At 69.2% G+C, this 17,841-nt stretch carries 17 protein-coding genes and 6 pseudogenes; 14 read left to right on the top strand and 9 right to left on the bottom strand.

All coding sequences use genetic code 11. The features are described from left to right. Positions 1-171: 171 nt before the first annotated feature. Positions 172-473, top strand: a pseudogene (locus RMT89_RS46175) (ATP-binding protein). Between the two features lie 68 nt (positions 474-541). Here the strand turns inward: RMT89_RS46175 and RMT89_RS37905 are convergent. Continuing rightward, positions 542-1,681, bottom strand: coding sequence for a helix-turn-helix domain-containing protein (locus tag RMT89_RS37905; protein WP_315888317.1), 1,140 nt, complete (start codon positions 1,679-1,681; stop codon positions 542-544). Between the two features lie 87 nt (positions 1,682-1,768). Between RMT89_RS37905 and RMT89_RS37910 the strand changes: the two genes are divergently transcribed. The 4 genes from RMT89_RS37910 (at position 1,769) to RMT89_RS37925 (ending at position 5,001) form a co-directional block, all read left to right on the top strand. Continuing rightward, complete coding sequence (locus tag RMT89_RS37910; protein WP_315888318.1) at positions 1,769-2,824, top strand: ferredoxin reductase; 1,056 nt, start codon at positions 1,769-1,771, stop codon at positions 2,822-2,824. A 7-nt stretch (positions 2,825-2,831) separates the two neighbouring features. Further along, a complete protein-coding gene (locus tag RMT89_RS37915; protein ID WP_315888319.1) occupies positions 2,832-3,950 on the top strand; it encodes an acyl-CoA desaturase in 1,119 nt (372 codons plus the stop codon). 338 nt (positions 3,951-4,288) lie between these two features. Beyond that, positions 4,289-4,780, top strand: coding sequence for a DUF2975 domain-containing protein (locus tag RMT89_RS37920; RefSeq protein WP_315888320.1), 492 nt, complete (start codon positions 4,289-4,291; stop codon positions 4,778-4,780). After that, positions 4,780-5,001, top strand: coding sequence for a helix-turn-helix transcriptional regulator (locus RMT89_RS37925; protein ID WP_315888321.1), 222 nt, complete (start codon positions 4,780-4,782; stop codon positions 4,999-5,001). The genes RMT89_RS37920 and RMT89_RS37925 overlap by 1 nt, the downstream gene beginning before the upstream one ends. Positions 5,002-5,096: 95 nt before the next feature. On the opposite strand, the pseudogene RMT89_RS46180 reads toward RMT89_RS37925, so the two are convergent. The 3 genes and pseudogenes from RMT89_RS46180 to RMT89_RS37935 all read right to left on the bottom strand — a co-directional run. Continuing rightward, positions 5,097-5,405, bottom strand: a pseudogene (locus tag RMT89_RS46180) (hypothetical protein); the annotation flags it as partial. Beyond that, positions 5,345-5,842: an SCO6745 family protein gene (locus tag RMT89_RS37930; RefSeq protein ID WP_315888322.1), complete on the bottom strand. Its 498-nt coding sequence runs from the start codon at positions 5,840-5,842 to the stop codon at positions 5,345-5,347. The pseudogene RMT89_RS46180 and the gene RMT89_RS37930, both read right to left, overlap by 61 nt. Before the next feature lie 220 nt (positions 5,843-6,062). Next, the gene (locus RMT89_RS37935; protein ID WP_315888323.1) at positions 6,063-6,728 is read right to left on the bottom strand and encodes an alpha/beta hydrolase; all 666 of its coding nucleotides are present in this window, start codon (positions 6,726-6,728) and stop codon (positions 6,063-6,065) included. Positions 6,729-6,970: 242 nt separating this feature from the next. Between RMT89_RS37935 and RMT89_RS37940 the strand changes: the two are divergent. The 8 genes and pseudogenes from RMT89_RS37940 to RMT89_RS37980 all read left to right on the top strand — a co-directional run. Next, positions 6,971-7,972, top strand: a pseudogene (locus RMT89_RS37940) (acetyl-CoA C-acyltransferase); the annotation flags it as partial. A 254-nt stretch (positions 7,973-8,226) separates the two neighbouring features. Then, the gene (locus RMT89_RS37945; RefSeq protein ID WP_399498725.1) at positions 8,227-8,616 is read left to right on the top strand and encodes an HAD-IA family hydrolase; all 390 of its coding nucleotides are present in this window, start codon (positions 8,227-8,229) and stop codon (positions 8,614-8,616) included. 57 nt (positions 8,617-8,673) lie between these two features. Further along, positions 8,674-9,378: an AMP-binding protein gene (locus tag RMT89_RS37950; protein ID WP_315888333.1), complete on the top strand. Its 705-nt coding sequence runs from the start codon at positions 8,674-8,676 to the stop codon at positions 9,376-9,378. A gap of 84 nt (positions 9,379-9,462) precedes the next feature. Further along, a complete protein-coding gene (locus RMT89_RS37955) occupies positions 9,463-10,155 on the top strand; it encodes a TetR/AcrR family transcriptional regulator (RefSeq protein WP_315888325.1) in 693 nt (230 codons plus the stop codon). A gap of 142 nt (positions 10,156-10,297) precedes the next feature. Next, positions 10,298-11,109 (top strand): annotated as a pseudogene (locus RMT89_RS37960) (SDR family oxidoreductase). Beyond that, positions 11,106-11,918 carry an enoyl-CoA hydratase-related protein gene (locus RMT89_RS37970; protein ID WP_315888327.1) on the top strand — a complete coding sequence of 271 codons (813 nt, stop codon included), beginning with the start codon at positions 11,106-11,108 and terminating at the stop codon, positions 11,916-11,918. Before RMT89_RS37960 ends, RMT89_RS37970 begins: the two are co-directional and overlap by 4 nt. Next, on the top strand, positions 11,905-13,134 hold the full coding sequence (locus RMT89_RS37975) for an acyl-CoA dehydrogenase family protein (protein WP_315888328.1): 1,230 nt from the start codon (positions 11,905-11,907) through the stop codon (positions 13,132-13,134). The genes RMT89_RS37970 and RMT89_RS37975 overlap by 14 nt, the downstream gene beginning before the upstream one ends. A 1-nt stretch (position 13,135) precedes the next feature. Continuing rightward, positions 13,136-13,330 (top strand): annotated as a pseudogene (locus RMT89_RS37980) (SDR family NAD(P)-dependent oxidoreductase); the annotation flags it as partial. 206 nt (positions 13,331-13,536) lie between these two features. Here the strand turns inward: RMT89_RS37980 and RMT89_RS37985 are convergent. Next, positions 13,537-13,923 (bottom strand): annotated as a pseudogene (locus RMT89_RS37985) (DUF6083 domain-containing protein); the annotation flags it as partial. A 159-nt stretch (positions 13,924-14,082) separates the two neighbouring features. Further along, on the bottom strand, positions 14,083-14,346 hold the full coding sequence (locus tag RMT89_RS37990; protein ID WP_272173118.1) for a helix-turn-helix transcriptional regulator: 264 nt from the start codon (positions 14,344-14,346) through the stop codon (positions 14,083-14,085). A 166-nt stretch (positions 14,347-14,512) separates the two neighbouring features. On the opposite strand from RMT89_RS37990, the gene RMT89_RS37995 reads away from it, so the two are divergent. Beyond that, positions 14,513-15,532, top strand: coding sequence for a hypothetical protein (locus RMT89_RS37995; RefSeq protein ID WP_315888329.1), 1,020 nt, complete (start codon positions 14,513-14,515; stop codon positions 15,530-15,532). Positions 15,533-16,472: 940 nt separating this feature from the next. On the opposite strand, the gene RMT89_RS38000 is transcribed toward RMT89_RS37995, so the two are convergent. From RMT89_RS38000 to RMT89_RS38010, 3 genes are read right to left on the bottom strand one after another with little or no spacing between them, the layout of a single operon-like run. Continuing rightward, entirely contained in the window at positions 16,473-16,709 is a 237-nt protein-coding gene (locus RMT89_RS38000; protein ID WP_315888330.1) for an IS3 family transposase, read from the bottom strand. Between the two features lie 8 nt (positions 16,710-16,717). Continuing rightward, positions 16,718-17,362, bottom strand: a complete 645-nt coding sequence (locus tag RMT89_RS38005; protein WP_315888331.1) for an IS3 family transposase — start codon at positions 17,360-17,362, stop codon at positions 16,718-16,720. Between the two features lie 17 nt (positions 17,363-17,379). After that, positions 17,380-17,685 carry a transposase gene (locus RMT89_RS38010; protein WP_315888332.1) on the bottom strand — a complete coding sequence of 102 codons (306 nt, stop codon included), beginning with the start codon at positions 17,683-17,685 and terminating at the stop codon, positions 17,380-17,382. Between the last annotated feature and the right edge of the window lie 156 nt (positions 17,686-17,841).

Here is a 17,841-nt window from a genome sequence, read left to right on the forward strand (position 1 = left end):
AAGAGGTCCTGGTTGTTCAGGTCAATTCACGGATTCCCACCCGCCCGCAACGATCAGTTTGTTCACGGGCTCTGAGGGACGAGGCCCATCGCGTCGCCGAAGCCGCGGCTTCCGCCGCGAAGGCCGCCGGATACACGGTTGACCCGGCTGAGCCGCATCCCGCGGATCATCGTGGACGAAGTCGGCTGCATCCCCTTCGAGCCCGAAGCCGCGAGCCCGTTCTTCCAGTTCATCCCGGGCCGAGACGAACGCGCCTGCGTGATCACCACCAGCAAGCCCTTCGGACGCTGGGAGAGGTCTTCGGCGACGGCACCGCCGCCGCCATGATCGACCGGCTCGTCCACCACGCTGAGGTGATCTCCCTCAAGGGCGACTCCTACCGCATGCGCGGCCGCGACCTCGGTCGAGCGCCGCAGACACCCCTGGTCTCAGCCGGCTCATCCCGTTGTCCCCGGGCCGCAGGATCCAGTTGATGGCGCCGAGAACGAGGCCCGATTGCTGAACCGCTCGCGGACGCGGCCGTGGCCCGTCGACGTACGCGTCAGCTGCCCCGAAGAGCTACCGCCAGCGTCAGTTCAAGGACCCGGTGTGGCGATGCGAGATCCGGAAACAGCTCCCGCAGCTGCGACATCCGGTACCGGACGGTCTGGGGATGGACGAACAACTCCGCCGCCACCTCGTCCCGCCTGCCCTGGTGCAGCAGCCACGCCCGCAACGTCTCCTCCAGCCGCCGTGCGGTCGCTGCGGGCAAGGTCCGCAACGGTGCGAGGGCTCGGGCACGCAGGTCCGCGTATGCGTCCACGTCGGCGCTCAGCACCAGCTCGGGCAGGTGGTCCTCGGTGTCGCGAATATCAGAGGAAAGAGAGCGCGCGCGTACGGCTCGTGCGTACGAGGCGGACGCACGAGTCCATGGCCGGGACGGGCCGACCACGGTGGTGCGGTCGGTCAGCTGCCGCAGGAGATGTGATCGGTCGGCATCGGGGACGAGCAGCACACCGGTGGCGTCCGGCAGATCGTCGAGGACGAGGGTGCTCGGGTCGAGCGCGCGGTAGGCAGGCCGGGCCTGGGCGGCGGGCAGCAGGACCGCCGTCAGCGAAACCGGAGGCTGCCACCCGGCCCGTTGAGCAGAGGCCAGCAGCACGTCCGGGCTCGCACCGGCGAGGAGGTCTCGGGCCAGGTGCTCCAGGTGGCGCTCCTGGTCCCTGCCCCGGGCGGCCAGTTCGTCGGCGTGGCCCGCGGCGCTCGCGGCGGAGAGCTCGTCGATGTAGGCGAAGGTCAGCTCGGCGAACTTGGCGACCTCGGCGGCGGGCAGACCTGCGGGTACGGCACCCGCGGCCAGGCATCGCCAGGCCACGCGGGCGCCGACGCGGTAGGCGCTGAGCAGGGCGTCCATCGAACGGCCGTCGCGCACCTCGCCGCGGCCCAGCTCGTAGGCCGCGTCACCGGCGTCGCCGCCTGTGGCCTTCCCGCTCGCGAGGTCCAGGTAGTGCCCCAGGGCGGTGCGCACGGCTCGGCGGATGGTGGCGCCCATGTGGCCCGAAAGGGCGTTGGCGTAGGGCGGGACCTCGTCGATGATCGCCTGGACGACCTCGTCGGCGGTGCTCTTCAGTGCTGCCCGCAGTGCGGTGACCGTCGTCTCACCCAGGGCCAGTTCGCTGGCCCTTTGGATTGCATGGCTCATGTTTTTGTTCCCTGCGAACAATTCAGCCGACCAGATTCACATCCTGCGGTCAGGACCTTACGCCTTCAGGCGCAGCATGCTGGAGTCATGACGAGTGCAGCCCTCCGCAGCAGGGCGTGGAAACTGCTGGAGATGGTCACGACGCCGCTGCTGCCGTCGGACTACCTCGACCTGGTGAGCCCGCTGCGTGCGGGCGCTGACCTGCGGGGGCGCATCGAGGCCGTGCACCCCGAGACGGGTGACGCCGCGACCATCGTGATCAGGCCGGGACGGGGCTGGCGCGGCCACACCGCCGGTCAGTACGTGCGGATCGGGGTCGACGTCGACGGGGTGCGCCTGTGGCGTGCCTACTCCCTCACCTCGCCGACAAACCGCCAGGACGGCCGCGTCACGATCACCGTGAAGGCGATCCCGGACGGCAAGGTCAGCAACCACCTGGTCCGCAGGGCGAAACCGGGCACGCTGATCCAGCTCGACCAGGCGACCGGTGACTTCGTACTGCCGCAGGCCAAGCCCGCCAAGGTGCTCTACCTGACCGCCGGCAGCGGCATCACGCCCGTCATGGGCATGCTGCGCGACACCGAATTCGACGACGTCGTCATGGTCCACTGCGCGCCCCAGCCGCACGACGTGATCTTCCGCAACGAACTGCATGACCTGGCCGCGGACAAGAAGCTGCAGCTCATCGAGGTGCACACCGACACAGACGGCATGCTCGACATCGCCCGTCTCGACGAACTCGTGCCCGACTGGGCCGAGCGCGAGACCTGGGCCTGCGGGCCCGCGGGCCTGCTCGATGCCGCCGAAGAGCACTGGATGGAGCATGGCGTCCCAGAGCGCCTGCACACCGAACGCTTCCGCCCCAGCATCGTCGTCGCCGGCAACGGCGGCGAGGTCACGTTCAGCGCCACCGGCAAGACCGTCGACGCGGATGGCGCAACGCCGTTGCTGGACGTCGGCGAAGAGGCCGGCGTGCTCATGCCCTCCGGGTGCCGCATGGGCATCTGTTTCGGCTGCATCACGCCGCTCAAGGCGGGCGCCGTCCGCGACCTGCGCACCGGCGACATCACCGAGGCCGAACCGGGCGTCCTCATCCAGACCTGCGTGTCCGCCGCCGCGGGCCCCTGCGACATCGAACGGTAGGAGCACCTTGACCGCCATCGACCCCACCGCCCACCTGACCGCGGAGCAGATCGAGGAGCTCGGCCGCGAGCTGGACGCGATCCGCGACGAGGTGATCGCCGGCCGCGGCGAGAAAGACGCCGCCTACATCCGCAAGGTCATCGCGGCGCAGCGCAAGCTCGAGCTGGCCAGCAGGGGCGTACTGCTGTTCTCGTTCTTCCCTCCCGCGTGGCTGATCGGCACCGCCGGGCTGTCCGTGGCGAAGATCATGGACAACATGGAGATCGGTCACAACGTCCTGCACGGCCAGTGGGACTGGATGCGGGACCCGAAGATCCACTCCAGCACCTGGGATTGGGATCATGTCTCGCCGGCCGACCAGTGGAAGCACTCGCACAACGAGCTGCACCACACGTACACCAACGTCCTCGGCAAGGACAACGACCTCGGCTACGGCATCATGCGCGTCGACGAGGACCAGAAGTGGCACCCCTTCCACCTCGGCCAGCCGCTGTGGAACTTCCTCAACGCCTGCTTCTTCGAGTACGGCATCGCAGCGTACGACCTGGAGCTGGGCAAGAACCTGAACAAGCGCCGCCGCAAGGACCCGGAGTTCCGCGCGCAGGCCAGGGCCGTGGGCCGCAAGATCCGCAAGCAGGTGCTCAAGGACTACGTGATCCACCCGCTGCTGTCGGGCCCGTCGTTCTTCCCCACACTCGCCGCCACGTTCACCGCCAACCTGGTCCGCAACCTCTGGTCCCACTCGGTCATCATGTGCGGGCACTTCCCCGAGGGCGTACAGGTCTTCGAGCGCCGGTCGATCAAGGGCGAGACGCGCGGCCAGTGGTACCTGCGCCAGATGATGGGCTCGGCGAACATCAGCGGCAGCAAGGCCATGCACTTCATGACCGGCAACCTCTCGCACCAGATCGAGCACCACCTGTTCCCGGACCTGCCGAGCAATCGGTACGCCGAGGTCGCGGTGAAGGTGCGCGCGTTGTTCGAGAAGTATGAGCTGGAGTACGTGACCGGGCCGCTGCCCAAGCAGGTGTTCTCCGCGTGGCGCAAGGTCGTCCGGCTCTCGCTGCCGAACAAGAAGCCCAAGGTCAAAACGCCGGACCGCGAGCAGGAGCTCGTCGCGGCCTGATTCCCGGTCTTGGTTCAGATCCTTCGGTTGTACCGGCGGCACCGCCGGGTTCGGTCAGATCCGTTGCCGACGGTGGATGCCCGCGACATCAGACCGTACGCCACGGGATCCGGGAACCCGGTGTCCGGCTGCGCTGCCTGGCTGGGTGCCAGGAGATTTGTGTTCGAGTGAGGCCGACTTCGACAAGATCAAGGTGGTTTGCGCGACCGCCATGCCATGGGAGGCGCCGACGTTCCGCCACTGTGTGAAACTGCCGCCCCTCCTCCGTCCGTCCCACCCCTTGCTTCATCTATCGAATCTCGATAGATTCTGATCGTGATTCGATGGAAGGATGGGGCATGGGGAAGCTGACCGTGCGTGCGCTGCGCGCCCTGCTCGTGGTGGTGCTCGCCGGCACCGTGTTCGTGCAGGCATTGATGGTGTGGGTATTGGTCAGCGGGAGCGACCCGGAGGACGGGTCGCTCCCGCTGACCGCGCTGCGCGTGATCACGATCCTGGGCATGGTGTCGGTCCAGGTCGCCCTGGCCTGCGTATGGCGGCTGGTGACGATGGTGCGACGCGGAACCGTGTTCTCCCACGCCGCCTTCCGGTACGTGGACGGCGTGATCGGCGCGATCGTGGCGGCTGCCCTCGTGTGGTTCGCGGTCACCGCCGTCAACGCGCCGGACCAGCGGGACGACCCGGGCGTCACCGTCATCATGGGCGGGGTTGGCGTGGCCATCCTGGGGGTCGCGCTCATCGTGCGCGTGCTGCGGATGCTACTCGCCCAGGCCGTCGCGCGCGACGTCGAAGCGGCGCAGATGCAGGCCGAGTTGGACGAGGTGATCTGATGCCCATCGCCGTCGACATCGACGTGATGCTGGCCAAGCGGAAGATGTCCGTGGGCGAGCTCGCGGACCGGGTAGGGATCACACCCGCCAACCTGGCGGTACTCAAGAACGGCCGCGCCAAGGCGGTACGCTTCGCGACCCTCGCCGCGCTCTGCGAGGTGCTCAAGTGCCAGCCGGGCGACCTGCTGCGCTGGGAGGCCGAGGGCGCCGCAGCCGACTGACGCGCCCCTCCAAGATCATGGAGTTCTCGACGCCCGAGGCCGGCTTCGACGACGGCGCGGCCGAACGGGCTCGCGAGTTCGGCGAGACGCGCGCAGTCGGCGTCACCCAGCGCGGCGTAGGCGGGAAGGGCCAGGTGGTCGGTGCGGTCCTCGATGTGCTGGCGGAGGGTCGCGCCTGTCGGGCTGAGGGAGTCTCGGTCGAGGAGGCCTTGCTTGCGCAGGCGCTCCTCGGCAGCGGCCCACTCCTCCTCGGGCCATGCGCGGCTGGCCTTGAGGAAGTCGACGGGAACCTCACCGTTGGCGGCGTGCAGAATCAGGGCCTCCAGGCCCCCGACGCCCTCGCTCAGCAGGCACGCGACTTGGCCGTCTCCGCGGACTCCCGGAGAAGTGTCTGGGCGTGCCACAGCTGCAGTACCGGCTCCTGCGGCCAAGACAGTGCGGCATGCGCGGCGAACAGCGGGCGGCCCTGCGCATGTTCGCGGGCAGCGTCGGCGGCCCGGCGGGTCAGTGCCAGCACCTCGTCCAAGTGGGGAAACTCGTGGATTCCCGCCCGTCGCAGGGCTTCGCCCGCCGCGGCATACCGCGCGTCCAGCACCTGCTGCGGGGTCGTGGTGTCCCAGGCCCCGTCGACTGCCTTCCGTACGCATTCGGGGTGGAAGTTGTAGAAGGTCGATATGACCAGGTCGGCGGATGCCGGGCCGAACGCGGCGCTCCGGGAGGTGAAGTACCCGGCCCGACCGCTCAGGCCGAGGTTCGCGTACCGTCGCCTTGCCTCGGGGGCGAAGTAGATCATGGCGTGGACGGGCTCGAGGCGGCGCCAGGCCGCACGCGCAGTCTCCACGGGGTTACCTCTTCTCAGGGCCGACGACAGGGTTCTCGCTGCCGCTTCAGTGCTTCCCGTGCGCTCGGAGATGGTCGAGCAGCAGGCGGCTCAGCGTTTCGGACGCCTCCTCGGGGATCCAGTGGCTGACGCCCTGGAGGGTCTCGAGCCGGTACGGCCCGTTCACCCATCGCTCGGTCTCCTGCGCGGCTGTCGCGCCGAACGCGCTGTCGTCCGTGCTTCAGACGTACAGCGTGGGCACGTCGATGATCCCGATCGCGCGTTCGGGGCGGCCGGCCCCGTACCAGTTCAGCGCGACGGTGAGAGCGCCCGGCTGGGACAGGTGGCGCACGTAGGCGTCCGCACTGTCCTGCGGGACCTTTCCGGCGTAGAAAGCGCGAAGCTCTCGGGCATCGTCGGCGAGCATGCGCTCCTCGGTCGCGGGAGTCTCGCGCCAGTCGATCATGTAGTGAGAGCGTCTGCGCTGATCCTGGTCGGTGCGCAGGGTGGTGGCCAGAGCACCGGGGTGCGGGGTCGAGACCACCGTCAGGGTGCGTACGCGGCCGGGGTGGGCGTCCGCGGTCCACCAGGCCACCGCGCCTCCCCAGTCGTGGCCGACCAGGTCGAACGTGGCCCAGCCCAGTTCCTCCGTGATCGCGACCGCGTCGTCGACGAGAAGGCTGATGCGATAGTCCTCGGGCTGCTGTGGGCGGGCGGCGGGGGAGTACCCACGCTGGTCGGGTGCCACCAGCCGGTAGCCGTGTGCGGCCAACGCCTCGATCTGCCGCCGCCACACCAGCCCGGTCTCCGGGAAGCCGTGCAAGAGCAGTACCGGGCGGCCCTCGGGCGGACCCGCTGCGATCGCGTCGAATACGCCCGCAGCCGTGGAGATGTTCAGCTGAGTCACGATCCGCCCCTTCGTACCGACTGGTCGGTACCTTTCAGGTGTGAGGGTGGACTGTCAAGGGTCCACGCTGATTGAACTTGACGCCGGATTCATCTATAACCAGTCGGAAGGCCGACCCCTGTCACCCCGGTAGGCGTTCGGCACCGCCTACCGGCAGTCGGGCCCGGCTCGCGGAGCTCGGAGTTCAGGCCCAGGTCCCCGCAGCCCGGACGAACCGGACCAACAGCAAACAGTGAGGCGACATGAGGGAAGCAGTCATCGTTTCGACGGCACGGACGCCGATTGGCAAGGCGTACCGCGGCGCGTTCAACGACACCCAGGCGCAGGAACTTGCCGCCCATGCCCTTGCGCACGCGGTGCAGCGCGCCGGGCTCGAGGGCGGCGAGGTCGAGGACGTCATCCTCGGCTGCGCCGTGCCGCAGGGATCCTCCGGTGTCAATGTCGCGCGTCAGGCCGTTCTGCGTGCCGGACTTCCGGACACCGTGTCGGGGATGTCGATCGACCGGCAGTGTTCGTCGGGCCTCATGGCGATCGCGACGGCCGCCAAGCAGATCGTCGGCGACGGTATGCAGATCGCTGTCGGCGGCGGTGTCGAGTCGATCTCCCTCGTGCAGAACGACCACATGAACACCCACCGCATGACGGATCCCTGGCTGGTCGAGCGCAAGCCGAGCATCTACCTACCGATGCTGCACACGGCGGAGATCGTCGCCGAACGCTACGGCGTGAGCCGCGAACGACAGGACGAGTTCGCGCTGATGTCACAGCAGCGCACCGCGGCGGCGCAGGAGGCCGGCCGGTTCGACCAGGAGATCGTCGCGCTCGACAGCGTCAAGAAGGTCCTGGACAAGCAGTCCGGCGAGGTGCGGGACGAGGCCGTGACCCTGACCCGGGACGAGGGCAACCGCGCGTCGACGACGCTCGAGGGCCTGGCCGGATTGGCGCCGGTGCTGCCCGACGGTCAGGTGACCGCGCAGTCCAGCGTCACGGCGGGCAACTCCTCGCAGCTGTCGGACGGGGCCTCGGTGTCGGTACTGATGGAGTCGAAGGAGGCCGAGCGCCGCGGGCTGGAACCGCTGGGCGTCTACCGGGGGATGGCCGTTGCCGGTTGTGCGCCGGACGAGATGGGCATCGGGCCGGTGTTCGCGATTCCGAAGCTGCTGAAGCAGCACAACCTCACCATCGACGACATCGGCCTGTGGGAACTCAACGAGGCGTTCGCTTCCCAGGCGCTGTACTGCCGGGACGAACTGCACATCGACCCGGAGCGGTTCAACGTCAACGGCGGCGCCATCTCGGCGGGGTCATCACCTCCAGTGTGCTGCGGGCTTTCACCGACTTCGGCGCCTCGCTCGGCGGCGACCCGCGCCTGCCGCTGGACCTCCTCGGCCGGGACGAGGCATCACGCACCCTCCTGGCCGACCACGAGTGCGGCAGTATCGACGCCCGAGCCTTCGAGCGAGGATTCGCCGAACGGCTCCGTGCCCACGGTGCCGACGTGGCGGCCGAGGGGCTCACGGCCCGCATGCAGGCGGGAATGTCGATCGACCGGGACATGCTCGCGCTGCTCGGTGATCTCCGCGCCGCCGGCCGCTCCGTCGCGCTCGTGTCCAATTCGTTCGGTACCGGAACCTACGACGGCGTCGACCTCGCCACTGTGGCGGATGTGGTCGTCATCTCCTCCGAGGTCGGGATCCGTAAGCCCTCCCGGCGGATCTACGAGATCGCCTGCACACGCCTCGGCGTCGCCCCCGAGGAGTCAGTCATGATCGACGATCTGCAGCAGAACCTGGACGGAGCGGCACGGATCGGAATCGGGGGCGTACTGCACACCAGCGCCGCCGACACCCGCCGCCAACTTGCCGAACGCTTCGGGATCACCGCCTGACGAGCCACCGCCCGAGGACTTGACGCCGAAGCGAGGACAAGTCAACTCGGTGCGTCGCTGCCGGGGGAGATCGCCCGGGCCTTCGAGGCCCGTTTCGGCTGCACCATCCTGGAGGGGTACGGGCTCACCGAGACCACCGCGTTCGGCACCTTCAACGACATCGTCCGCGGTGGCAAGACCGGGTACACCGGCCGGGCCGTCCCGGGGCTGCAGGTCCAGGTGCGCGACTGTGACGGCAACGCGTGCCCGCCGGGCACCGTCGGCGAGGTCCACATCAAGGGGCCCACGGTGATGCGCGGCTACTGGAACCGTCCCGTCGACACCGCCGCGGCCATCTCATCCGACGGCTGGATGCGGACCGGCGACCTCGGTGAGACCGACACGGACGGCGACCTTCGCATCGTCGACCGCATCAAGGACCTCATCATCCGCGGCGGTTACAAGGTCTACCCCGGCGAGGTCGAGGAAGTTCTTTACGAGCACCCAGACATCGTCGAGGCGGCCGTCATCGGCGTTCCCGACGACCACTACGGCGAGGAGGTCGCCGCGCTCATCGCGGCCCGGCCCGGTGCGGAACTCGGGGCCGCCGAGGTGTCCAGTTGGGCGCGAGAGCGGCTGTCCGCGTACAAGATCCCGCGCATCGTCCGGTTCGTCGACGCGCTGCCCAAGGGCCCCACCGGGAAGATCCTCAAGCGGTCCGTCGACCGTACGGCTCTGAGTCGCGACAGCGCCGTGGGTGACGTTGCCGCCGGCCGCCCCTGAACCCGGAAACCAGGACATCAGCCTGTCCCGTCTGCCCTCTTGGGATTTATGACTGTGGCGTCGCATTCAAGTAAAGTCCCGGGGATGGAGACCACTGCGCCCGAGGAGACCGACAGCGAGCAGGCACCGCCCGTGGCGCCCTTCTCGCAGCTTCGCGAGCTGCCCACGACGCAGCGCGGAGCGCGGACCCGGGCCGCTTTGGTGAAGGCCGCGCGCAAGGTGTTCGAACGGGAGGGCTACCTCGACACCCGCCTGACCGACATCACCAAAGAGGCCCGGTGCGCGGCGGGGTCCTTCTACACCTACTTCGCCAACAAGGAAGAGGTGCTTGCCGCCGTCCTCCTGGAGGCGCAGGAGGACATGATGCATCCCGGCATGGGCCGGGTGCAGGGGGCCGACGATCCCTATGCGGTGCTGGAGGCGAGCAACCGCGCTTATCTCGCGGCATACAAGCGGAACGCGAAGCTGATGGCGCTGCTTGAGCAGGTCGCCCAAGTGGAGCCGGAGTTCCGTGAGTTCCGCAGGCGGCGCGGGGACGCGTTCATCCGCCGTAACGCCCGTGGCATCGCCGACCTGCAGACGCGGGGTGTCGCAGACCGTGACGTCGATCCGATGATGGCGTCCCGCGCGCTGTCGGGCATGGTCAGCGTCATGGCTTACAACGCCTTCGTGCGCAGTGAAGAGCAAGAAGAAGAAACCCCGGTGGACTTCGAGGAACTCGTGTCCACGGTCACCCGCCTTTGGGCGAACGCACTCCGGTTCCCCGGCCACCGCTGATCCGCCTGTCTCGTAGCCGCTCGCACCCCTGTGGTCGGGCGGCTTTTGCATGTGCTTCCGTGCGGGCGGCTATTGAAGTTGACGTCGGATTCAATTATACAGGTCGGACGTACCGCACGTCCCGTCAAGGGAGAGGGTTGCCGTGAACGTTGCACAAAGCGTCGCCATCGTCACCGGTGGGGGTGGCGGCATCGGCAGCGCGCTGGTCGCGCGGCTCGCTCGCGCGGGTGCCCGGGTCGTCGTCGCGGACCTCGACGCGGAGGCCGCGCGGGCGGTGTCGGAGAAAGTCAACTCCGGTCATCCGGGAAGCACCGTCAGCGCCGGCGCGGACGTGTCGGACACCGAGCAGGTCCAGCAGTTGGTCGACCTGTCGGAGAGCGCCTTCGGTCCGGTCGATTTCTACTTCGCGAACGCGGGTATCGGCGGCGCGCTCGGCCTCGACGTGAGTGAGCGGGACTGGGACCGCGCGATCGACGTCAATCTGCGGGCCCATGTCCGTGCGGCAAGGCTGCTGGTACCGCAGTGGCTCGAGTGCGGTGAGGGCTACTTCGTCAGCACCGCTTCGGCGGCCGGACTTCTCACCCGGGTCGGCTCCGCCACGTACGCCGTCACCAAGCACGCGGCCGTCGCCTTCGCCGAGTGGCTGAGTGTCACCTACGGCGATCGCGGGGTCCGGGTCAGTTGTCCGTCCCCGATGGGCGTGAACACCAGGATGCTGGGGAGGACTCCGGGGACGCACTGGGAAGAGCCGCGACGCGGGCCGTCACCTCCGCCGGTGACGTCCTGGAGCCGGCCGAAGTCGCCGACGCCGTCCTGGCCGCCATCGAGAACGAGCGCTTCCTCGTCCTGCCGCATGAGGACGTCCTTGAGACGTACCGGCACAAGGGCTCGGACTACGACCGGTGGCTGCGCGGCATGCGCCGGTACCAGAGCTCCCTGCTGGCGCAGGCATGACCGGCGCGTCGGGCGAGCTCGTCCTCGCCGAACACCGAGGGCCGGTGCTGGTGCTCACGTTCAACCGGCCCGCCAAGCTGAACGCCTGGACCGACGAACTCGAGGACCGCTATGTCGCGCTGCTCGACGCCGCCGAAGACGACCCGGACGTACGCGCCGTCGTGGTCACCGGCTCGGGTCGCGGGTTCTGCGCCGGAGCCGACCTGCAACAGCTGCAGGCGGTGAGCGAGGTCTCCGAGGCGGACAGGGCACGGCGCGGTCCGCGGGACATTCCGCGGACCCTGCGCAAACCGCTGATCGGAGCGATCAACGGGGTGGCCGCCGGCCTGGGCATGGTGGAGGCGCTCTACTGCGACATTCGCTTCGGATCGCCCTCGGCCCGGTTCACCACGGCGTTCGCACAGCGCGGACTGATCGCCGAGTACGGGATCTCCTGGCTGTTGCCCCGGCTGGTGGGGCACAGCCGGGCGGCGGACCTGTTGCTGTCGAGTCGCATGGTGGGTGCCGATGAGGCTTTCCGCGTCGGACTCCTCGACCACCTGGTCCCCACCGGCAGCGTGGTGGATGCCGCTGTGGCGTACGCCGCCGATCTGGCGACGCGCTGTTCCCCGGCATCCATGGCCACCATCAAGAGCCAACTGAGCCACGACGCGGACGGCACCTACGCCGATTCCGTGACCCGTGCGGAAGGCCTCATGCTCCAGGCCTTCCGCGGGTCCGACGTCATCGAGGGGGTGGCCAGCCACCTGGACAAGCGCCCGCCCTACTTTCCCTCCCTCCCCGTGAGGAGTTCGGATGTCCCTGTTTGAGATGTCGGACCGCGCCAAGAAGTACCGGGCGGATCTGCTCGAGTTCATGGATGAGCACATCTACCCCGCCGAGGCGGTGTACGACGAGCAGATGCGCGCGTCGGGCGACCCGCACTTCCACCCGCCGATCCTTGAGGAGCTGAAGGCGGAGGCGCGCAGGCGCGGTCTGTGGAACCTGTTCCACCCGCACCCGGAGTGGGGCCCCGGTCTGACGAACCTCGAGTACGCGCCGCTGGCGGAGATCATGGGCCGCAGCCACATCGCCTCCGAGGCGTGCAACTGCAACGCGCCCGACACCGGCAACATGGAGGTGCTCACGCTGTTCGGCAGCGACGAGCACAAGGAGAAGTACCTGGGGCCGCTGCTCGACGGGACGATGGCCTCGGCCTTCGCGATGACCGAGCCGGCCGTGGCCAGCTCCGACGCCACCAACATCGAGCTGCGCATGGAGCGCGACGGCGACGCGTACGTGCTCAACGGCCGCAAGTGGTTCGCCTCGAACGCGATGCACAAGAACTGCAAGGTGCTCATCGTGATGGGCAAGACCGACCCCACGGCGGCCCCGCATCGCCAGCAGTCGATGATGGTCGTCCCGATCGACGCCCCCGGCGTCACTGTGGTCCGCAACCTCCCGGTGTTCGGGTACGCGGATCGCGAGGGCCATGCGGAGATCATCTTCGAGCATGTCCGGGTGCCGGCCAAGGACGTGCTCAAGGGCGAGGGCGAGGGTTTCGCGATCAGCCAGGCCCGGCTCGGGCCCGGTCGTATCCACCACTGCATGCGGGCCATCGGCGCGGCCGAGCGGGCGCTGGAACTGATGTGCCGGCGCGCACAGTCACGGGTGACCTTCGGCAGCCCGGTCGCCGAACGGTCCAACATCCAGGACTGGATCGCGGAAGCGCGGATCGACATCGAGATGATCCGCCTGCTCACGCTCAAGGCCGCGTACCTGATGGACACGGTCGGCAACAAGGAAGCGCGCACCGAGATCGCCGCCATCAAGGTGGCCGCCCCCGACATCGCGTTGAGGATCGTCGACCGCGCGATCCAGGTGCACGGGGGAGCGGGAGTGACCGACGACTTCCCGTTGGCGATGATGTACGCGCATCTGCGGACGCTGCGGCTGGCGGACGGTCCCGACGAGGTACACAAGCGGGCCATCGCCAAGCAGGAACTGCGGCGGTACCGCGACGCGGCGACGGCGGCGGTGAGCTGACATGGCAGGACTCGATCTCACCGGTCGCACCGCCGTCGTCACCGGGGCCTCGCGCGGCATCGGGCTGGCCATCGCCCAGGCCATCGCGGAGGCCGGCGGAAACGTCGTCCTCACCTCCCGCTCCCAGGAAGGTGGACTTCTCCCTCCTGGATGTTCTGGGTGTGGAGGGGGAGTTGGTGCGGGTGGAGGCGCGGTGGCCTGGTGGACCGCGGACGCCCACCCCGGCCGCGTACGCACCCTGACGGTGGTCTCGACCCCGCACTCGCGTCCAGCTCGCGGCCGAGCTCCTCGATCTGCTCCGCGGTCAGGTGGGCGGTGGGGTCGATGGCGGTCGGCTCGCTGCGGCACCGGGTCGTCCGCCTCAGCGGGCGGCGGGGTGAAGGTGCCGGTGTCGATCAGGCGGCGGGTGTTGATGGCCAGAGTCCGGCGCAGCCCTGCCAGTTCGGGCGGAACCGAGGACGCCTCCCGGGCGGGGCACACGGTGGCGTGTGGGATGCGGCACCAGCCGCTGCCGTCTCCCGCTGGGTGGGCGATGCCGGAGCTGACGTGCCAGCGGCAGCTGGCGGGTACCCGCGCGGACGGCAGTTCGTGCGGATGGAGGCGTACCGGCCGCTGCGTGCTGCGGTGGTACCACTCGATGCGGTTGCCGCAGTCGCGGCAGCGGTCGCCTTGACCGCAGCGCAGTAGCCGGCTGGTGCCGTCGGAGGCCACGCGGAGGGAGCGGCGCGGGGGAACGGTGACCGGGCTGCCGTCCCAGCGCCGGGGCGAGGGAGAAGGTGTGGAGCGCATGCGGGCGAATCTGCCAGCCAACACGCCGCACCTGCGGCACCGGTGCCGCCGTATCGCCCGGTCAGCCGCACCAAGAGGGACGGGCGTACGAGTCGCTGACCGTGCGTTCGACGGCGTGTCGTCGTTCGGGTGATCCGTGCCGGCGGCCTGCCGGGGCCGTCATTCGCGGGTGGGGCCGGGAAGGTCGTGCCCGCGGCACAGCGTGCCGAAGAGTTCGTCGAAGGGGGTGCCCAGGGCGTGGGCGAGGGCGTGCCAGGTTCTCAGGGTGCCGATCGTGCGGCCCTGTTCAATCTCGATGACGGTCCGTCGGGCCAGGCCGCTGCGGGCGGCGAGCTCGTCGTAGGTCCACCCGCGTGCGGCCCGCAGGCGCGCGAGCTCCAGGCGCAGCGCGTTGAGGTCCGGATCGGGCGGCAAGATCGTCACCCGACCATCCGACGGTGCAGACTCCTGCCCTGTCAGTGCAGACCTCTGCCCTATTTCTCCAGGTGGCGGCCACTCCGAAGGGCAGAGGTCTGCACTACGGTGGGCGGTCGCCCCCATCACCAGCCGGGGCAAGCGTGGGACGCGACAGGAGGAGGAACACGCGCCCATGAGGCTGCGCACACCATGCCCCGCGACGCCACGCGCCTGGACCGTGGAACTGCGCTCACACTCCGGCGAGCTCGTCCTCGTCTGCCGGCAGTGCCCGCATGGCCCCCGCCGGGTTACCGCGGCAGCCGCCCGCTCGGCCGTCCTCGCCCACCTCGCCCAGCACGCCCGCGCCGATCTCCGTCCACCCCACCTGCGGATCTGCCAGTGCCACGAACGCAGCTGCTGCTGGCACCCCCGCCACCGCGGCTGCGCGGGCCCCATCCGGCTGCTCCTCGCGCGCGAGCGCGGCGGACGGGTCTGGCGGCTCGCCGACGCCTGCACGGCCTGCGCCGCGGCCACCGCGCAGGCCGCCGTCGTCCCGGACACCGCCCTTGCCGCCCTACCTCGGCTGGCGTCATCAGCCGCCCGCCGGCGAAGACGGCAGCCCCGGGGGTCAGGGGCGCGCACCCGGGTCCGCGAGATGCTCGGCTACCTGGGCGTCGCACTCCCGGCCGGTACCTCGGCCTGCGCTCGGCTGCTCGCTCTGCAGTGTGCCCTGCGCATGAATGCCCAGGCGCAGGTTCGTCTGCCCGCAGGGCTGCTGCGCAGTCTCCGCCTCGCGGACAGCCCGGCATCGTGGCGGGAGCTGGAGCGGGCCCGGTGGCTGTGCACGACCAGCTCCGCCGCCAACGCCGTGGTTATCGAACTCCTGGACGCCACGCTGCTCAGTCAGGCTCCCGCCCGCCCCGACCGGATGCAGGCCGCGGACTGGGCGCTGCGCGCCGGTCGTCCGGCCCAGGTAGGGACGGCCGGATCGCTCCCGCAACTGGCGAGCGCCTACCTCGCGGCACACAGCGTCCCCGAAACCGGCTACGGACTCTGCGAGTTCGACCGGATGAGACACGACTGCGGCATCCTTCCCACGGAACTGCACGGCTTGCTCGACCAACTGGTAGGAGCCGATCTCCTTACCTCATGGCATGTCTGCCCGGACTCGGGAGACCTGCACTGGACCACAGGGCCACAGGGGGCGTGGTGACGAATACTGAGGGCGGACCGGCTGCGACGTCCACGGTGAAGAGGCCGCGCGCCTCTCACCGTTTTGAGGCGCCGCGTCAGCATGCTCGGCGGTTACGTGTTCTCCCCCGGCATGTCCGGCGAGCTGTGGGTCTTGCGTGCCCCGACGGGCATCCCATCCCGAACCGTCTTCCGGCGATCCGAGAAGCTCGAGAGCCACAGCACTCGATAGGAGTCTCCTGACTGGGCATCAGGGTGCGGTGTGCCAGGATCAACGTGGAGGAGGTGCGGCCCGGTGAGCTCGTTGCAGGTGGACGTGTTGGCGTACGAGGCGCCGTGCGAGCGGTGCTCCTTTTCCCTGTGGTGGGTGTTCGGGCTGCTGCCGTCGTACCGGCCTCGCGGAGAGGAGTTCACCACCACGGACTTTCCTGAGGCGGTCGACATGGCGCGCCGCATCCTGGCCGCGCCGGACGGTGACACGGCAGACATAGCGGCACAGCTGCACGACCGACCCGCGTGGCAGCGGGGGCGCAGCTTCAACCCGAACCGGTGCGCTGCCTGTGGGCACCATGCCGACTGGCACGTTTTCGACGGGATCCTCAACCGTGCTTGCCACGGGGGCTGGATCCATGCCGCAGCGGGTCGTGTCCCCGTCCTTGAGTGGCGTGCGATCAGAGGCCGCGGACAGGGGATTTATTGGCCGTACTGCTGACCTTCCGCGGCCTCCCCGGCAGCGAGGAGGTCGGGCGCTTGGTGGCCGAGCGGGCGGTCCGTGAGGCGCGTTCGGCGGGCCGTGCGCCGGGCGGCGTGAACGGCCGTGGTGAGATGGCGCCGGGCACAGTGGGGCCACCCCACCAGGCCAGTTAGTCGGCGCCGGGGTGGGTGACCTCGCTCGGCGGGGCGAAGACAAGGATCTCCAGCGGGGTCTCTGAAGTTCCCCCGCGATCTTGGACAGCGATTGCTTACGCTGCGGGGGCGAAGTCGTGTTGCAGTCGGATCCGGGTTTCGAGTGGGGTGATGTACCCGAACTCGGGGTGTTTGCGGAGCCTGCTGCGGTTGTACTCGACCTCGATGAAGCGGAAGACGTCAGCGCGGGCCTCGGCCCGGGTCGCCCACACACTGGCACCGATCTCGGCTTTCAATACGGCGAACCAGCTTTCCGCGGCGGCGTTATCGTAGCATGAGCCGACACGGCCCATGGATTGCCTCATCCCAACTTGCGTATTTCACTGCGGAATTCATCACTCGTGTATTCCGATCCCCGGTCGGTGTGCATGATGCAGCCCGGCTCCAGGCTGCCCCGGCCCGCGGCCATCCGCAGCGCCGCCACCGGCAGCTCGGCCCGGTGGTGGTCCGCCATCGCCCAGCCGACCACTTCCCGGGTGGCCAGATCGATGCAGGTCGCCAGATACGCCTTTCCCTCGGCGGTGACCAGCTCGGTCATGTCGCCGACCAGTCGCATCCCCGGCCGCGGCGCGGTGAAATCCCGCCTGACCAGATCGGCGGCGAACACGGCCCGCCTTGCCTGCCGGGTCATCCCGCGGCGACGGCGCCGGGTGATCCCGGCGATCCGGTGCTCGCGCATCAGCCGCTCGACCTTTTTCCGGTTCACCGCCCGCCCGGCCCGTGCCAGGGCGGCGTGGACGCGCGGGACCCCGTAGGCGCCCCGCGAGCCGGCGTGCAGTACCCGGATCTCGGCGACGAGCTCGTCCTCTGCCCGCTGCCGCACCCGCCGGGCCGGCTCCGCGGCCAGCCAGGCGTAGTAGGTGGACCGCGGCAGACGCAGGGTGCGGCACAACAGTGCGACGCTGTAGCCACCAGGGTTGGTCTCGGTGGCCTTCTCCGCATGCACGAAGCGGCACAACGTGCCTACTTCGTGATCTCCTTCGCGAAGAAGGCCGCGGCTTTTACCAGGATCTCGTTGGCCTTCTTCGCCTCGGCCAGCTCCCGGCGCAGCCGGACCAGTTCCTCGCGCTCGGCGGTGGTCGGGGCCCCAGCCGGCCCCTCACCACGGTCGATCTTCGCCTGCTTGACCCAGCCCCGCAGTCCCTCCGGGCTCACGCCCAGGTCCCGGGCCACCTCGGTGACGGTCTTGTCCGAGGACAACGCCAACGCGACCGCGTCCCTCTTGAACTCGGCCGTGTACCGCTTGCTCGTGTTGCTCTTCTTACTCACTACCTTGGACTGCTTCCTCCGGGACCATCCGTCCCAGTATCAGGCTGTCCAGGTCAGCGGGGGAACCTGAACCGCCCCGGCTCGAATGGAGACTCGATTTCGTGAAAGTCCCCATGTCCCTACGGTGACGCCTTGAAGGCGTGAAAATTGAGGGCG

It is taken from the genome of Streptomyces sp. P17, from assembly GCF_032436805.1.
GTDB lineage: Bacteria > Actinomycetota > Actinomycetes > Streptomycetales > Streptomycetaceae > Streptomyces.